The 16,989-nt window shown below is 66.6% G+C and carries 11 protein-coding genes; 6 read left to right on the plus strand and 5 right to left on the minus strand.

The window, feature by feature from the left end; all coding sequences use genetic code 11:
• The first annotated feature begins 141 nt into the window (after positions 1 to 141).
• Positions 142 to 2,529 (plus strand): TonB-dependent receptor plug domain-containing protein, encoded by a 2,388-nt coding sequence (locus tag AB4Y98_RS11900; RefSeq protein ID WP_442244411.1) that lies wholly within the window; start codon positions 142 to 144, stop codon positions 2,527 to 2,529.
• Positions 2,530 to 2,688: 159 nt separating this feature from the next.
• Entirely contained in the window at positions 2,689 to 4,389 is a 1,701-nt protein-coding gene (gene ybaL, locus AB4Y98_RS11905; RefSeq protein ID WP_025874691.1) for a YbaL family putative K(+) efflux transporter, read from the plus strand.
• Positions 4,390 to 4,686: 297 nt separating this feature from the next.
• Here the strand turns inward: ybaL and AB4Y98_RS11910 are convergent, their stop codons facing one another.
• Both AB4Y98_RS11910 and AB4Y98_RS11915 read right to left on the minus strand, forming a co-directional pair.
• Positions 4,687 to 5,574 carry an AraC family transcriptional regulator gene (locus AB4Y98_RS11910; RefSeq protein WP_363731983.1) on the minus strand — a complete coding sequence of 296 codons (888 nt, stop codon included), beginning with the start codon at positions 5,572 to 5,574 and terminating at the stop codon, positions 4,687 to 4,689.
• 83 nt (positions 5,575 to 5,657) lie between these two features.
• Positions 5,658 to 6,944 carry an O-acetylhomoserine aminocarboxypropyltransferase/cysteine synthase family protein gene (locus AB4Y98_RS11915; protein WP_442244412.1) on the minus strand — a complete coding sequence of 429 codons (1,287 nt, stop codon included), beginning with the start codon at positions 6,942 to 6,944 and terminating at the stop codon, positions 5,658 to 5,660.
• A 180-nt stretch (positions 6,945 to 7,124) separates the two neighbouring features.
• Here AB4Y98_RS11915 and AB4Y98_RS11920 point away from each other — a divergent pair, with 180 nt between their 5' ends.
• The 3 genes from AB4Y98_RS11920 to AB4Y98_RS11930 all read left to right on the plus strand — a co-directional run bounded on the left by AB4Y98_RS11920 (position 7,125) and on the right by AB4Y98_RS11930 (position 10,087).
• Positions 7,125 to 7,859 carry a response regulator transcription factor gene (locus AB4Y98_RS11920; protein WP_180165696.1) on the plus strand — a complete coding sequence of 245 codons (735 nt, stop codon included), beginning with the start codon at positions 7,125 to 7,127 and terminating at the stop codon, positions 7,857 to 7,859.
• Positions 7,856 to 9,145, plus strand: a complete 1,290-nt coding sequence (locus AB4Y98_RS11925; RefSeq protein ID WP_363731977.1) for an ATP-binding protein — start codon at positions 7,856 to 7,858, stop codon at positions 9,143 to 9,145. The genes AB4Y98_RS11920 and AB4Y98_RS11925 overlap by 4 nt, the downstream gene beginning before the upstream one ends.
• Positions 9,146 to 9,286: 141 nt before the next feature.
• The gene (locus AB4Y98_RS11930) at positions 9,287 to 10,087 is read left to right on the plus strand and encodes a MipA/OmpV family protein (RefSeq protein WP_025874695.1); all 801 of its coding nucleotides are present in this window, start codon (positions 9,287 to 9,289) and stop codon (positions 10,085 to 10,087) included.
• An 85-nt stretch (positions 10,088 to 10,172) separates the two neighbouring features.
• Here AB4Y98_RS11930 and clpB read toward each other — a convergent pair whose 3' ends face one another.
• Both clpB and AB4Y98_RS11940 read right to left on the minus strand, forming a co-directional pair.
• Positions 10,173 to 12,758: an ATP-dependent chaperone ClpB gene (gene clpB, locus AB4Y98_RS11935; RefSeq protein WP_442244413.1), complete on the minus strand. Its 2,586-nt coding sequence runs from the start codon at positions 12,756 to 12,758 to the stop codon at positions 10,173 to 10,175.
• A 181-nt stretch (positions 12,759 to 12,939) separates the two neighbouring features.
• A complete protein-coding gene (locus AB4Y98_RS11940) occupies positions 12,940 to 13,755 on the minus strand; it encodes a DUF3014 domain-containing protein (RefSeq protein WP_442244414.1) in 816 nt (271 codons plus the stop codon).
• Positions 13,756 to 13,903: 148 nt separating this feature from the next.
• On the opposite strand from AB4Y98_RS11940, the gene AB4Y98_RS11945 reads away from it, so the two are divergent.
• Positions 13,904 to 14,614: a glutathione S-transferase gene (locus AB4Y98_RS11945; RefSeq protein WP_394198123.1), complete on the plus strand. Its 711-nt coding sequence runs from the start codon at positions 13,904 to 13,906 to the stop codon at positions 14,612 to 14,614.
• A gap of 76 nt (positions 14,615 to 14,690) precedes the next feature.
• Here the strand turns inward: AB4Y98_RS11945 and AB4Y98_RS11950 are convergent, their stop codons facing one another.
• Entirely contained in the window at positions 14,691 to 16,295 is a 1,605-nt protein-coding gene (locus AB4Y98_RS11950) for a hypothetical protein (RefSeq protein WP_223496306.1), read from the minus strand.
• Positions 16,296 to 16,989: the final 694 nt, after the last annotated feature.

The raw sequence follows: 16,989 nt of genomic DNA on the forward strand, positions 1-16,989 counted from the left end.
CAACGTTTTTTCTGATGACCGGCATTTGACAGGCACTGAATATCCCGTTAATTCCTGTATTGCGCACCGCAACAACCGTCGTCCGCCTCACCCCCGTGATGTCGATTCCGGTGCCATCCCGCCAACCGGAGCCCCCTCCCGATGACCCGCAAGACCAGCCTGATCGCCGCCGCCGTCGCTGTCGCACTCGGTGGTTCTCCGTTCGTTGCCGCCGCCCAGCAGGCCGGCACCGCCGCCAACACTCTGGATACGGTGATCGTCACCGGCACCCGCGTGGCCGACCGCACGGTCGCCGAATCGCAGTCGCCGATCGACATCATCACCCCCGAGATCCTGCAGTCCACCGGTACCGGTGAGCTGGCCACCGCGCTGTCCCGCGCGCTGCCGTCGCTGAACTTCCCGCGCCCCGCGCTGACCGACGGCACCAGCGGTGTGCGCCCGGCACAGCTGCGCGGCCTGTCCCCGGACCAGGTGCTGGTACTGGTCAACGGCAAGCGCCGCCACACCTCGGCGATGATCAACGTCAACGGCAGCATCGGCCGCGGTTCGTCGGCGGTGGACATCAACGCGATTCCGATCGCCGCCATCGAGCGCGTCGAGGTGCTGCGCGACGGCGCCTCGGCACAGTACGGTTCGGATGCCATCGCCGGCGTCATCAACATCGTGCTGAAGGGCAGCGGCAGCGGTGGCAGCCTGGCCGTCGACTACGGCCAGTATTCGGCCGGCGACGGCAACAAGTACCAGCTGTCCGGCGATACCGGCGTGGAATTCGGCAACGGCCGTGGCCGCGTGCACGTGGMCGGCCAGATCAGCCAACAGGACGAGAGCGACCGCGCCGGCCCGTATCGCGGCACCACGCCGAACACCGGCAATTTCCCCAGCGTCGGCCAGACCACGTTCATCGTCGGCGACCCGAAGGTGGACGCCACCGCTGCCTCGGTCAATGCCAGCTACGATTTCAGCGACCACGTGACCGGTTACGCCAGCGCGCTGCTCAGCAACCGCGACATCACCTCGTTCGCGTTCTACCGTTCGCGCAACCACAGCGGGCAGAGCGCGCTGCTGGCGCAGACCTATCCGGACGGCTACGTGCCGCAGATCAACCAGTACTCCAAGGACCGCTCGCTGGTGGCCGGCGTCAAAGGCAACACCGACAACGGCTGGACATGGGACCTGAGCCTGAACCACGGCGAGAACACCCTGGATTTCCACACCCGCAACAGCATCAACTACAGCCTGGGCGCGACCAGCCCGCGTTCGTTCTACGACGGCACGCTGAAGTACCAGCAGGACATCTTCAACGCCGACCTGACCAAGTCGCTGGACTGGGGCCTGGCCTATCCGGTCACGCTGTCCTTCGGCGGTGAGTACCGCCGCGAGAAGTGGGACCAGAACCCGGGCGAGCTGAACTCCTACACCGGCACCGGTGCGCAGGGCTTCGGCGGCTTCACCCCGACCAACGAAGTGCACACCGATCGCCACAACTACGCGGTCTATGCGGGCCTGGAAGCGGACCTGAGCGAGAAGTTCTCCGCCGGCATCACCGGCCGTTACGAGGATTACTCGGACTTCGGCGACCGCTTCTCCGGCAAGCTGTCGGCGCGCTATGCGTTCACCGACAAGGTCGCGCTTCGCGCCACCGCCTCCAGCGGCTTCCGAGCGCCTTCGCTGCCGCAGCAGGGCTACCAGGCGGTGACCAGCCAGTTCACCAACGGCGTGTTCGTCGAACGCGGCACCTTCCCGACCACCAGCCCGGCTGCACAGGCACTGGGCGCGTCGCCGCTGAAGGCCGAGACCTCCACGTCCTACAGCCTGGGTCTGGTACTGCAGCCGATCGACCGCCTGTACGTCACCGTCGATGCCTACCAGATCGACATCGACGACCGCATCGCGTTGTCGTCCAGCATCACCACCAACGCAGCATCCAGTGCGCTGCTGGCCGGGCTGGGCCTGCCGCAGGTGACCGCGTTCTCGTACTTCACCAATGGTCTGGACACCCGCACCCGCGGCGTTGACTTCGTCTCCAGCTACACCGTGCCGTTCAGCGCCAGCAGCCTGGAACTGACTGCGGCGTACAGCTACAACGACACCGAAGTGCAGCGCGTGGGCGGCACGCCGGCGGTGTTCGGCACGCTGGGCCTGACCCAGTCGCTGATCGGCCGCGATGAGATTGGCCGCATCGAAGACAGCTACCCGCACGACAAGACCATCCTCAGCGGCACCTGGCGTTCGGACCACTGGGAGCTGGGCCTGGCGGCAACCCGCTACGGCAAGTTCACGGTGCGCAACTCGGCCACGGCCACGCGTGACCAGACCTACGGCGACAAGTGGGTGCTGGATGCGTCGGCCAGCTACAAGCCGAGTGCGAACTGGACGCTGACGGTAGGTGCCGACAACCTGCTGAACGAGTACCCGGACCGCACCGAAGATCTGCAGAACTCGACCTTTGGCATGCTGCCGTACAGCAACTACTCGCCGTTCGGCTTCAATGGTGCGTATGTGTACGGGCGGATCAAGTACAACTGGTAAGCGGTAACGGGCGCGCCGGGCCCTGCCCGGCGGGTTCATCCGGGGTCAGATCCCCTTTTCCTGCAGGAAAAGGGATCTGACCCTATTTGCTCTAAAGGTTTGCCGCATTTGGCTCATTAGGTGAAAATCGGGGCATCCCCCCGATTTCTGCGAGAGCCGATGCACCATGACACCGACCTGATCAACATCGTTGCCGTTGGTCTCGGGCTCGCCTTCATCTTCGGCGCGCTGGCCAACAAGCTCCGCTTGTCTCCTCTGGTCGGTTACCTGGTTGCTGGCATCTGCGTCGGGCCGTTCACGCCGGGCTTCGTCGCCGACCAGGCACTGGCCAACCAGCTGGCCGAGCTGGGCGTGATGCTGCTGATGTTCGGCGTCGGCCTGCACTTCTCGCTGAAGGACCTGATGGCGGTCAAGGCCATCGCCATTCCCGGTGCCATCGGCCAGATCCTGGTCGCTACCCTGCTCGGTTGGGGCCTGGCGGCATTGATGGGCTGGCCGGTCATCCACGGCGTGGTGTTCGGTTTCGCGCTGGCCACGGCCAGTACCGTAGTGCTGCTGCGCGCGATGGAAGAGCGCCGCCTGCTGGAAACCCAGCGCGGCAAGATCGCGGTCGGTTGGCTGATCGTCGAGGACCTGGCCTGCGTGCTGGCACTGGTGATGATGCCGGTGATGGCCGGTGTGTTCGGGCCCGACGCGGCCAATGAACACCACACCCTCGGCAGCGTGCTGGCCAGCATCGGCTGGACGTTCGTGCAGCTGGGCCTGTTCGTGGCAGTGATGCTGGTGGTCGGCCGCCGGGTCATTCCGTGGATCCTGGAGCGCATCGCCGGTACCGGCTCGCGCGAACTGTTCACCCTGTCGGTGCTGGCGATCGCGCTGGGCGTGGCGTTTGGCTCGGCGATGCTGTTCGGTGTGTCGTTCGCGCTGGGCGCGTTCTTCGCCGGCATGCTGCTCAATGAATCGGAACTCAGCCACAAGGCGGCCAGCGATTCCCTGCCGCTGCGCGATGCCTTCGCGGTGCTGTTCTTCGTCTCGGTGGGCATGCTGTTCAATCCCGGCATCCTGATCGAGCACCCGTGGCAGGTGCTGGCCACCGCCGGCATCATCATGTTCGGCAAATCGGCGGCGGCGTTCTTCATCGTGCGCGCGTTCGGCCACCCCACCGGCACCGCGTTGACGATCTCGGCCAGCCTGGCGCAGATCGGCGAGTTCGCCTTCATCATCGCCGGCCTCGGCGTGACCCTGAAGATCCTGCCACCCACCGGCCAGGCGCTGGTGCTGGCCGGCGCGCTGATCTCGATCATGCTCAACCCGCTGGTGTTCGGCCTGCTCGACCGCTGGCTGCTGAAGCACCAGGAAACCACGCCCACCGCGGTGGAGACCGAGCTGCCACCGGGGCCGTCGCTGGACCTGCACGACCATGCCATCGTCATCGGCTACGGCCGCGTCGGCAGTGCGCTGGCGCAGGTGCTGCGCGACCGTGGCGTGCCGGTGATGATCATCGACGACAACAAGGAACACGTGGCCGAGGCGCATGCCGCTGGTCTGCCCGGCATCCGCGGCAGCGCGGCCTCGGACAAGGTGCTGGCCGAAGCCCATCCCGAGCGCGCGAAGATCGCGGTGCTGGCGATCCCGCAGCCGCTGGAAGCCGGTGAGACCTTGGCCAAGCTGCGTGCGATCAACCCCAACCTGACCCTGCTGGCGCGCGCGCACAGCGATGCCGAAGTGAAGCATCTGCTTGAACACGGTGCCGACGGCACGGTGATGGCCGAGCGCGAGCTGGCCTACTCGCTGGCGGAAATGGTGATGGCGACTCCGCCGTATCGCAGTCTTGGGCAGCACAGCATTCCGGTGGTGTGAGGGGTGTGCAGCAGGGCTGCGCCCTGCACCCGCCGAAACAACGGCAACGGCAAAAGCTGGCATTCCGTGGGATGGCGGGGTGGGTCCGGTTGCGGGGGACGCTGCAAGTACGTCCATGTAAGCTCGGTCGCCGCATCCATGCGGCTCCTACCTGAGTGGGCTGCGCCCAAAAAAATCCCCGGCCGACCCGCATCGGCCGGGGATGATATCGCCACGCCCTTGGAGAGCGTCTCTACCGTAACGCTTTCCTGCAGTGGTGGTGATCGCCCCTGGCGATGACGACCAAGCCAGCAGGTATCAGCCTGCCAGGGGCAGGCAAACGTCGGCGCGCAACTGGTGGGCAGGCACCTGTTCGGGATCATCCAGGAAGTGGAAGTACAGGGGCGCTTCGGCAAGCGCGTGCCCACTGTCCGGCCACCAATCGCGCAGCAGTGCATCCCCCACGGCCTGCAGCTGCTCATAGGGGCCGACATGGCGGACGACCGCATGCGGACCGACGCCGAGGGCCTGCCGCCGCAGCGGCGACGAAAGTTGCGGCAGCGCGGTGGCAAATCCCATCCCGCAGTCGAAGCGGTGCGCCTGCGCGGGTACGTCCCGGTGGTCATCGAGGGCGATGCCCACCAGGTGTAGCAGATCGTCGGCCAGCCCTTGCGCCTGCGCCCATTGGTACAGGCGGCCGAAGCTGGCATCGAGATCACCGAAGGCCCCCTTCGCGCGTAGCAGCACGACCTCGAACGGCTGCAGCGCGCGCACTTCCACCTTCAGCGGGGCGGCGGTCACTGCGTCCACGTCGGCCGGTGGATGCGCCAAGAGATGCTGCCACTGCTGCCGCAGCGCTGCATCGGCGCGCAGCGCGCGCGGGGTGGTATCCAGGCGCTGCCTGCAGCGCCGCGCGAGGGCCTGCGCACTCTCATATCCAGCGGCCAGCGCAGCGTCGGTGACGCTTGCATCGGGCTGCTGCAGCGCCTGCAGGGCGTTGAGCAGGCGCAGCCGGTCCAGCGTCTGTCCGGGGCTTTCCCCGGTAAGTGCCCGGTACAGGCGCTGGAAGTGATAGGGCGACTGATGGGCGACAGTGGCCAGTGACGCCACATCCGGCAGTGCCTGCTGCTCACGCAGGCAGCCCTGCAGATGGTCGATGACCCGTTCGATTCCCTGCGCCTGGCGCAGGCCTGCAAGCCGCTTCATGACCATCTCCGCTGAGGACCTGGCTGCGATCGTGCCTGATCCTTTAGCGGGGTGCGTGACCGATCCTGCGCGATTGCCCGCCCTCAGGCCTGGGCGAGAGCCTGTTCCAGGTCCGCGCGCAGATCGCCGATGTGCTCGATGCCGATCGACAGGCGCACGGTGTCCTCGCTGACCCCGGCCCTGGCCAGTTCGGCCGCATCCAGTTGGCGATGGGTGGTCGACGCAGGATGGGTGGCCAGTGACTTGGCATCGCCCAGGTTCACCAGCCGGGTGAACAGTTTCAGGGCATCGAGGAAGCGGGCGCCGGCCACGCGCCCACCCGGCAGGCCGAAGGTCAGCACACCGGAGCCGTGGCCGCCCAGATAGCGCTGCGCCGCCGCGTGTTCGGGGTCGTCGGCAAGCCCTGCATAACGCACCCAGGCTACCTTCGGATGGGCGTGCAGGTACTGCGCCACRGCCAGCGCATTGGCGTTGATCCGCTCCATGCGCAGGGCCAGGGTCTCGATGCCCTGCAGGATCAGGAAGGCATTGAAAGGTGACAACGCTGCGCCGGTGTTGCGCAACGGCACCACCCGCGCCCGACCGATGTAGGCCGCCGCGCCGAGCGCTTCGGTATAGACCACGCCGTGATAGCTCGGATCGGGCTGGTTCAAGCGGGCGAAGCGTTGCGGCTGTGCCGTCCAGTCGAAGCGGCCCGAATCGACGATCGCCCCGCCCAGGCTGGTGCCGTGACCACCGAGGTACTTGGTGAGCGAGTGCACCACGATGTCGGCGCCATGTTCGAACGGGCGCAGCAGGAACGGCGTGGCCACGGTGTTGTCGACGATCAATGGCACGCCGGCCGCATGTGCGACCTCGGCGATGGCGGCGATGTCGGTGACGTTGCCGCGCGGGTTGCCGATCGATTCGACGAACACCGCCTTGGTGCGTTCATCGATCAAGGCCGCGAACGCCGACGGGTCAGCCGGATCTGCGAAACGCGCCTGGATGCCGTACTGCGGCAGCGTGTGCGCCAGCAGGTTGAGGCTGCCGCCATACAGCGCACTGGCAGCGACGATGTTGTCGCCGGCCTCGGCAATGGTCTGGATCGCATAGGTGATCGCGGCCTGCCCGGAGGCCAGCGCCAACGCGCCGATGCCACCTTCCAGCGCCGCAACGCGCTGCTCCAGCACGTCGGTGGTGGGGTTCATGATGCGCGTATAGATGTTGCCCGGCACCTTCAGGTCAAACAGGTCTGCCCCGTGCTGGGTGTCATCGAATGCATAGGCCACGGTCTGGTAGATCGGCACCGCCACCGCGCGGGTGGTCGTGTCGGGACGGTAGCCGCCGTGCACGGCCAGGGTTTCCAGTTGCCACTGCGGATCGCTCATTGCGCCAGGCTCCATCCGGGGAAACGCCCACCATAGGCCAGCCTTCGACCGCCACTGAGAGCCCCTGGCGATGACGCCAGTACCGGCGGTTATCAGGTTGCCCGGGATTCAGGCAGTCGTCATGGGCCATTGCTAGGCTTCGCCGCCGGGCCTTTCGCCCCGGACAAGGACGCCCTACCGATGCAGCCCTCCCCGTGGACTCCCGCCACCGGCACCCCGACCCAGGTGCTGCTGGTCGAGGACGACCGCCGCCTGGCCGAGCTGGTCAGCGACTACCTGCGCGAACATGGATTTGCCGTGCAGCACGTACCGCGCGGCGACCTGGCCAGCGCGGCCTGTCGCCAGCACGCGCCGGAACTGGTGGTGCTGGACCTGATGCTGCCTGGCCTCGGTGGCATTGATGTGTGCCGGCAGATCCGCAGCTTTTCCGACGTGCCGATCCTGATGCTGACAGCGTGCGAGGACGATATCGAACAGGTGCTGGGCCTGGAGTCCGGCGCCGATGACTACGTGCACAAGCCGATCGAGCCGCGCCTGCTGCTGGCACGCCTGCGCGCACTGCTGCGCCGTCGCCATGGCAGCGGCCCTGCCGGCGTGCCGTGCCGGCTGATGCATGGCGAACTGCTGATCGATCGCGTGCAACGCGAGGTTCACCTGCATGGGCAGCCGGTGGAACTGGGTACCACCGAATTCGAGATCCTCTGGCTGCTGGCCAGCCAGCCCGGGCAGATCCTCTCGCGCGACCAGATCCTGCAGGCGGCGCGCGGCATCGGTTTCGATGGTCTGGACCGCAGCGTGGATGTCTGCATCGGCAAGCTGCGCCGCAAGCTCGGCGACGACGCGCGCGAACCGCGCCGGATCAAGACCGTGTGGGGCCGTGGCTACCAGTTCAATCCGTCGGCCTGGTCGGCGTGAAGCGCCTGTTCCTGTGGCTGTGGTTCGTCACCGGGGCCTGCCTGCTGGTGTCGGTGTTCAGCCTCAACCATCTGCTGGACCGCATCTACACGCCCCTGCAGGAACGTGTCTTCGCCGAACAGGTGCGCGGCCAGGTGTATGCACTGCGCAGCGGACTGGCCGGCCTGGACCGCCCGCAGCAACAGCAGCGCGTGGCGCAATGGCAACCACACTACGGCATTGCACTGTCACTGCTGGATGCGCCGCCGGCACTGGATGACGAAGAGCGCAGCGCCCTGCGCGGGGACGGCTTCATCGTTCGTGAGCGCTACCAGCAGGTCCTGCTGCCCATCGAGGGGGCTGACGGACGCTGGCTGCAACTGCGCTTTCCCGGCGAAGTGCAGATGACCCTGTACATGACCGTCGCCGCGTACCTGTGCATCCTGCTGCTGGTCGGCGCCTGCCTCTATGCCTGGGTACGCCTGTTGTGGCGCGATCTGGAGGCGCTGCGGGGTCATGCCGATCGCATCGGTGCCGGCGATCTGCAGGCGCGTGCGCAGGTATCGCCACGTTCGCAGATCCGGGTCATCGTCGAGCATTCCAACCGCATGGCCGCGCGCGTGGCCGAACTGGTGCAACGGCAGCGCGACCTTACCCACGCCATTTCCCACGAGCTGCGCACGCCGATCGCACGCCTGGCCTTCGGCCTGGACCTGATGCAGGACAGCAACGATCCGGCGCGGCGGGCACACCTCGCTACCGGCCTGCATGGCGATCTGGCCGAGCTCAACCGGTTGGTCAGCGAGCTGCTGGCGTACGAGCGGCTGGAGCATCCCAACGATGCCGAGCCCATGCAGCGGATCGAAGCGAACGATTGGCTGCAGGCCTGCATGGAGGACGCGCGGCGCGATGCCGAGCGCGCGGGACTGGTGCTGCAGGTGTGGCCCAGTGCGCTGCCACGCGTGGATGCCGAGCCGCGCCTGCTGCAGCTGGCCCTGAGCAACCTGGTCGGCAACGCGATGCGCTACGCACGCACCCGTGTGGAGGTGTCACTGGTCAGCGTGGCCGGCAAGGCCTGCCTGCGCGTGGATGACGATGGCCCGGGCATCGCCGAAAGCGATCGCGAGAAGGTGCTGCGCCCGTTCACCCGTCTGGATGACAGCCGCAGCCGCGATACCGGCGGCTTCGGCCTGGGCCTGGCCATCGCCGGGCGCATCGCGGTTCGTCACCACGGCGAGCTGCGCGTGGGACGCGCGACCCTGGGCGGTGCACGCCTGGAAATGCACTGGCCACTGGCTGCCAGCTGAACGCCACGGGCCGCGCTTACAGTTGCTTACAACTCCCGCACAACTGCGGACGGATTGGTCGGTGGCATCCCGCCACGCTGTCGACCCAGCAGCACGCGCCGGATGCGCGCACTGCATTTCCTCCCACTGTAGAGAGTTGCCATGTCCCACCGTCGCCGTTTCCCCACCCTGCTCGGCCTGGCCCTGCTGCCCTTGTTCGCAACGTCCACAGCGCATGCCAAGGAGGATCAATGGACCTTCGAGCTTGCCGCCGGTGGCGGTGTCGCCCCGCGTTACAGCGGCAGCGAGGAATTCCAGGCCGCACCGACGCTGTCCTTCGACGTGACCTCACCGGGCGGCTGGTTTCTGGGTACCAGCGGTGCGGGTTGGGGTACGGCGATCGGCGAACACACCCGCGTGCGTGCCTACGTCGGTGGCAGCGGCAGCCGCCGCGAGAAGAACTCGATCCTCGGCGGCTCGGACTTCCTGCGTGGCATGGGTGATATCGATACCCGGCCCCTGGTCGGCCTGGCGGCTGGCTATACGCTGGGTGAGGCGGTGCTGAGCGGTTCCTGGCAGTACACGCTGAAAGACGACGACAAGGGCGACAACGGCCTTGCCACCCAGCAGATCCACCTGAACCTGGAGATGCCACTGTTCGATCTGGCCGGTGGCGTGGTCAGCGGCAGCGTATCCACCGACTACGGCAACCGCGGCTACATGCAGACCTGGTATGGCGTCAGCCCTGACCAGGCCGCTCGCACCGGTTTCGCCCAGCACAAGCCCAAGGCCGGTCTGGTCAGCGCCGGCCTGGGCATGAAATGGAGCCATCGCGCCGGTCGCAACGGCAACTGGTACATCGCTGTGGAAGGCACCCGACTGCTGGGCGATGCGGCCGACAGCCCGATCGTGCAGAAGGCCAACCAGTTCGGATTGATGACCGGGTATACGCACCGGTTCTGAGCATGGCCGGCAAGCGCCGGATGCGGCCGGTCGCTGCAACCGAAACGGGGCGCTGCACTCATGCAGCGCCCCGTTCGGCTCAGGCTCAGGCCTTGGCGAACACCAGATGGCCGCCGTCGTTGCCCACTTCGATGGTATCGCCGTTGACGAACGCACCGGACAGGATCTTCTGCGCCAGCGGGTTTTCCAGCTGTGCCTGGATCGCACGCTTCAGCGGACGCGCACCGTAGACCGGATCGAAGCCGACGTTGCCGAGCAGATCGAACGCTGCATCGGACACCACCAGCTTCAGGCCACGCTCGGCCAGGCGCTTTTCCAGGCCACGCATCTGGATGCGCGCGATCTGCTTGATCTGCTGCTTGTCCAGCGGATGGAACACCACGATGTCATCCAACCGATTGATGAACTCCGGACGGAAGTGCGCCTGCACCACGCCCATCACCGCCGCCTTCATCTGCGTGTAGGCTTCCGGCGTGTCATCGCCGCTCATGTCCTGGATCTGGTGCGAACCCAGGTTGGAGGTCATCACGATGACGGTATTGCGGAAGTCCACCGTGCGGCCCTGGCCATCGGTCAGGCGACCATCGTCCAACACCTGCAGCAGGATGTTGAACACATCCGGATGCGCCTTTTCCACCTCGTCCAGCAGGATCAGCGAATACGGGCGACGGCGCACGGCCTCGGTGAGGTAACCGCCTTCCTCATAGCCCACGTAGCCGGGGGGCGCACCGATCAGGCGTGCGACGCTGTGCTTCTCCATGAACTCGCTCATGTCGATGCGGATCATCGCGTCGGCGCTGTCGAACAGGAACTCGGCCAGCGACTTGCACAGTTCGGTCTTGCCCACGCCGGTCGGGCCCAGGAACAGGAACGATCCCCCCGGTCGATTCGGATCGGACAAGCCAGCGCGCGAACGACGCACCGCGTCGGACACCACCTTGATCGCCTCTTCCTGGCCGACCACGCGGTTGTGCAGCACCTCTTCCATGCGCAGCAGCTTGTCACGCTCGCCTTCGAGCATCTTGTTGACCGGGATGCCGGTCCAGCGCGAGACGACCTCGGCGATCTCCTCGTCGGTGACACGGTCCTGCACCAGCTTGAAGTCGTGGTTCTCCACTTCCTGGGCGGCAGCCAGCTGCTTTTCCAGCTGCGGCAGCACGCCATACTGGATCTCGCTCATGCGCGCGAAATCCTGCCGGCGCTGGGCCGACTCCAGTTCAACCTTGGCCTGCTCGACCTGTTCCTTGATCTTCGTCGTGCCCTGCAGCGCGGCCTTCTCCGACTTCCAGACTTCGTTGAGATCGGAGAACTCGCGCTCCAGCGCATCGATATCGTTTTCCAGATCGGCCAGGCGCTGCCGCGAAGCGTCGTCCTTTTCCTTCTTCAGCATCTCGCGCTGGATCTTCAGCTGGATCAGGCGACGTTCCAGCCGGTCCAGTTCCTCCGGCTTGGAATCGATCTCCATGCGCAGCCGTGAAGCGGCCTCGTCCATCAGATCGATGGCCTTGTCCGGCAGCTGGCGGTCGGTGATGTAGCGGTTGGACAGGGTGGCCGCAGCGACGATGGCCGGGTCGGTGATCTCCACCCCGTGGTGCACCGCGTACTTTTCCTTCAGGCCACGCAGGATCGCGATGGTGTCCTCCACCGTCGGCTCGCCCACGAACACCTTCTGGAAGCGGCGCTCCAGTGCTGCGTCCTTTTCGATGTACTTGCGGTACTCGTCCAGCGTGGTCGCACCGACGCAGTGCAGTTCACCGCGCGCGAGTGCCGGTTTGAGCATGTTGCCGGCATCCATCGCACCGTCGGCCTTGCCCGCGCCAACCATGGTGTGCAGCTCGTCGATGAACAGGATGATCTGGCCTTCACTCTTGGCCAGGTCGTTGAGCACGCCCTTCAGGCGCTCTTCGAATTCACCGCGGAACTTCGCACCGGCGATCAGCGCGCCCATGTCCAGCGACAGCACGCGCTTGCCGCGCAGGCCTTCAGGCACTTCGTCATTGATGATGCGCTGGGCCAGGCCTTCGACGATCGCGGTCTTGCCCACGCCGGGTTCGCCGATCAGCACCGGGTTGTTCTTGGTACGACGCTGCAGCACCTGGATGGTGCGGCGGATTTCTTCATCGCGACCGATCACCGGATCGAGCTTGCCGCTCTCGGCGCGTTCGGTCAGGTCGATGGTGTACTTCTCCAGCGCCTGCCGCTGCTCTTCGGCGTTCTCCGACTGCACGTTCTCGCCGCCGCGCAGCTTGTCGATAGCGGTCTGCAGGCGCGCCTTGTCGGCACCGGCAGCGCGCAGCGCCATGCCCAGCGTGCCGCCGTCTTCCAGCGCGGCCAGCACGAACCACTCGCTGGCGATGAAGGCATCGCCCTGCTGCTGTGCCAGCTTGTCGGTGTGGTTGAGCAGGCGGTTGAGATCGTTGCCGATCGACAGGTTGCCGGCCTGGCCGGACACCTTCGGCAGCGCTTCAAGCGCCTCGTCCAGGCGCTCGCGCAGCACCGGTACGTTGACGCCGGCCTGGGCCAGCAACGGCCGGGTGCTGCCACCCTGCTGGTCCAGCAGGGCACTGAACACGTGCACCGGTTCAATGATGCTGTTGTCGCGGCCAACTGCCAGCGACTGCGCGTCTGCCAGCGCCTGCTGGAAACGCGAGGTGAGCTTGTCCATTCGCATTGCGAAACCTCATCGGTCATCTTGGCCGGCCCGCGCCGGCGATGCTGGAAAGATGCGGTTGCCCCACCCCGTTTCAAGGGTGGCTGCGACTGCATTCGAAGGCCAGTCAGCCTGCGGCCAGCATGCCGGACGGGGTGTTGTCGGCGCGTTGATCCGGATCAGATCCGCACGATGGGTTGGCTCAACGGGTGATCGCGCCCCGGATCGCCCGCAGCTGCTGCTTGACCGCCCGCGCCTGCGCCACGCCCATGCGCAGCAAGGCCTTCTGCCCGATCGAGCGCGACTGCAGGGTGGCGTCGACGAAGCGGTAGCGGCCGCGCGCATCGCGCTCCACCAGCGGCGCTTGAGCCAGCTCCGGGGTGTCCAGCAGGTGATCAATGACTGACACCAGGCGATCATTGAAGTAGCCATCGGGCTTTCCAAGATCGACGTAGGCCTGCTGGATCAACGGATAGAAGCGCTTGTAGGCAACGCCTGCGGCCGCCGGGTCAATCGCGGTGAAGGCCTGCACATAGGGCGCATAGCGCGCCGCATTGGCCGCGGCGATGCGCTCGCCGCCCTCACCCAGCTCCACCTGCAGGCTGCCCGCTAGCGGCCGTGCAGCCAGCGCGGTAGGCGGCACACTGGCCTTGTCCAGGTTGTCGACCTGGGTGACCAGGCGCTGGATCAGGTGATCGCGCAGCAGCGCAGTCAACGCGCCCTCGCCCTTGAACAGTCCGCTCAATGCGCTCCAGGCGGCGGCATCGCTGTCGGCCAGGTTCGGCAGCGCCGGGTCGGCGGCGGCCTCCGAATCCAGCGGATGCTTGATCGGAGAGGGCGCGGGTTCCTGCGTAGCAGCAGGCTTCGGTACGGCGACTGCCGAGGTCGGCGCGGATTGCTCCGGCACCGCTACGCCATCTGCCAGGTGCTGCAACTGGTCGCGGAACAACCACGTGCCCGCGCCGCCCACCACCACCACGCCCAGAACCCAGGGCCAGACCGCTTTTCCACTCTGCATGATGCAGAACCTCGCTTTTCACCTGCATGGACAAGGTGTGACTGCCCTGATTCGGCGGGGTTCCCCAGCCATTCCGCTGCCGTTGTGGTTCACGCCTGCTTTGCGCGGCGCGCGCGACCCTGTTGTTCCTGTTGGGTGGAGAAGCTTCATGCAGTACGCGCTGTACTACTGGACCGGCATCCAAGGCCGTGGCGAGTTCGTGCGGCTGGCGCTGGAAGATGCCGGCGCCGATTACGTGGACATGGCGCGTGTGCACGGCGACGCCGTGATGCAGTCGTTCCTCGATGGCCACAGCGAAGGCGCGCAACCTTTCGCGCCACCGTTCCTGAAGGCGGGGCGACAGGTCATCGCGCAGGTCGCGGCCATTCTCGATTTCCTCGGCCCGACGCTGGATCTGGTTCCGCAGGCCGCCTCGCGGCGCATGCAGGCGCTGCAGTTGCAGCTGACCATCGCCGATCTGGTGGCCGAAGTGCACGACACCCACCATCCGATTGCCGCGTCGAAGTACTACGAAGAGCAGAAGACCGAGGCCAGGGCGCGCGCGGCAGCGATGCGCGATGAGCGCCTGCCGAAATTCCTCGGCTACTTCGAGCAGGTGCTGAAGGCCAATGGCGGTCGCCACCCGCTGCGCGAACACTCCTACGTGGACCTGTCGCTGTTCCAGTTGCTGAGCGGGCTGGACTATATGTTCCCACGCCGCATGCAGGCGCTATGGCCGACGTTGCCACTGCTGCGCGCGCTGAAGGATCGGGTGGAACAACGGCCCGGCATCGCCGTCTATCTCGCTTCGGAGCGGCGGCTGCCCTTCAACACCAACGGCATCTTCCGGCATTACCCGGAACTGGATTCAGATCGGTAGTGCCGGCCGCTGGCCGGCAACTGCACGATCCAACCGGAGCCTCTGAGGGTGCCGGCCATGCCGGCACCACCCGTGATCAGTCGTTCCCAGCCAGCGGCTTCACCGCCTGCTTCTGCAGCGACAGCAGCCCCAGCAGGATGGCCAGCGCCACATAGGCGCCGGCGAACTGCCAGCTGATCACGCGGGCCAGACCCTGCAGATCCCACGGCAGATAGATGCCGCCGCGCGGGTCAACCGAGTGGATCAGGCCGAACAAGGTCAGTGCCGCCGCCACCAGCAGGAACCCGCAGGCGCGGCGCAGGCGTCCATCGACCATCGCTGCGACGGTGGCGATCCACAGCATCGAAGTGATGATGAAGCCGTTGCCCAGCGCGAAGATCACCGCCAGCTCCGGCAGGCCATGACCATCGACGTGGGTCAGCAGTGCGCCCATCTGGTCGGCTGGAATCCAGCCCGGCGCCTTGATCGCCAGCAGGTAGGCCGCCGACGGCAGGAAGCCCAGCACCATCGCACCGGCATGCTGGCGCGGCGTCGCCTGGAACGCTTGGGTGGTGATGTCGATCGACACGTACACGATGATCGGCGCCAGTACCGCCAGTGGCAGCCACTGCACCAGCCCGGAAATGATGCCGAGCATGCCGCCGATGCCGACGAACAGGCCGGTCAGCAGCGTGTAGCCGCTGCGCGCGCCCATGTGCTTGTAGGCCGGCTGGCCGATGTACGGGGTGGTCTGCGCAACGCCACCACAGACGCCAGCCACCAGCGTGGCCACCGCCTCCACCAGCAGGATGTCGCGGGTGCGGTAGTCATCGCCGGCCGCACGCGCGCTTTCGGATACGTTGATGCCACCGACCACCATCAGCAGGCCGAACGGCAACAGCAGCGGCAGGTAAGTCATTGCGGTCGGCAGGCCCTCGATGAAGCCCAGCGTCGGCAGCGGCAGCACCACCTGCGGCGGCACCCAGGCCGGAATCTGGAAGCCGGGCACACCCAGGCCGGCCAGGCCGAGCCCGTAATACAGCACGGTGCCGAACACGAAGGCCAGCAGCACACCGGGGCCGCGCAGCGGCAGCTTGCCCTTGGCGATCAGCACGTACAGCAGCAGGCCCAGCGTGGTGAAGCCCACCAGCGGCGAGCGCAGGGTTTCCAGCAACGGCAGCAGGCCCATCAGCACCAGTGCGATGCCCGCGATGGAGCCCAGCAGTGCGGCACGCGGCAGCGCGCGGGTTACTGCTTCACCGAAGAAGGACAGGATCAGCTTGAGCACGCCCATGATGACCAGCGAGGCCATGCCCAGCTGCCAGGTGGCGATGGCGGCGGCATGCGGGTCCAGGCCCTGCTGCTTGAAGGCCAGGAAGGCCGGGCCCAGCACCAGCAGTGCCATGCCGATGCTGGTCGGTGCATCCAGGCCCAGCGGCATGGCGGTGACGTCGTCGCGCCCGGTACGCGCGGCCAGGCGCCGTGCCATCAGGGTGTACAGCAGGTTGCCGACCAGCACGCCCAAGGCGGTGCCGGGGAACATGCGGCCGAAGACCACGTCGGCGGGGAACTGGAACATCCCGACCAGGGCCATGGCGATGAAGCCGAGGATGGAGAGGTTGTCGACGACCAGGCCGAAGAAGCCATTGAAGTCGCCAGCGACGAACCAGCGGCGCGGCGCGGTGGAAGCGGGAGCGGACATGGAAGGGGCGGTGGGGGTGGGGACCGCCGATGGTAGGCCCAGCGGGGCCGGCGCGCCAATTCCCGAGTGGAATGATGGGTTCCAGCCAACGGCGGAGCCCCTCGTGGTTGGTCGCTGAAAGCAGGTTCTGGGGGTGGGCCGGGCGGGTAGGCTGCGCAGGGGGCGCTGCAAGTACGTCCATGTAAGCTCGGTCGCCGCTTGCTCGTGTGCGCTGTCCTGCGCACACGGCAAGACCGGGGTTGGGCATCCTGCCCAACCCGCCCGAGGCATGCCTCGGGCCCATGCGGCTCACGCCCCTGCGCAGCCTACCCGCCCGGCCACGGACAGTTTCCTGCGGGCGCCAGCCACGGATGAGAATCAAAAGATCAAAAGCAGAAGCCGGTCGCTGCGCTCTCAGGCGCCGGATCGCAGGCATCTGCGTGGTTGCCGGCCAGCGGCCGGCACTACCGACAGACATCCACGCATTGCGTGGATTTACCGTGTCGACCAAGGTCGCCCCCCACGAACAACAGACCATGCCATTCCAACAGATCGTGGGAATCTGTCGAAGGCGGGGTGGGTCCGGTTGCGGGGGTGTCCGCGGCATGGATGCCGCGGCCAAGCCCCCAAGGGTGAGGGCGCTTTGCTTGCGAAGCACTGCTTCGCAAGCGCCCGAACGCACAGCCGCCAGCGGCTGGGCCGGTCTGGGGGTTTA

This window comes from Stenotrophomonas sp. 2YAF26 (genome assembly GCF_052114625.1).
GTDB classification, from domain to species: Bacteria; Pseudomonadota; Gammaproteobacteria; order Xanthomonadales; family Xanthomonadaceae; genus Stenotrophomonas; species Stenotrophomonas indicatrix.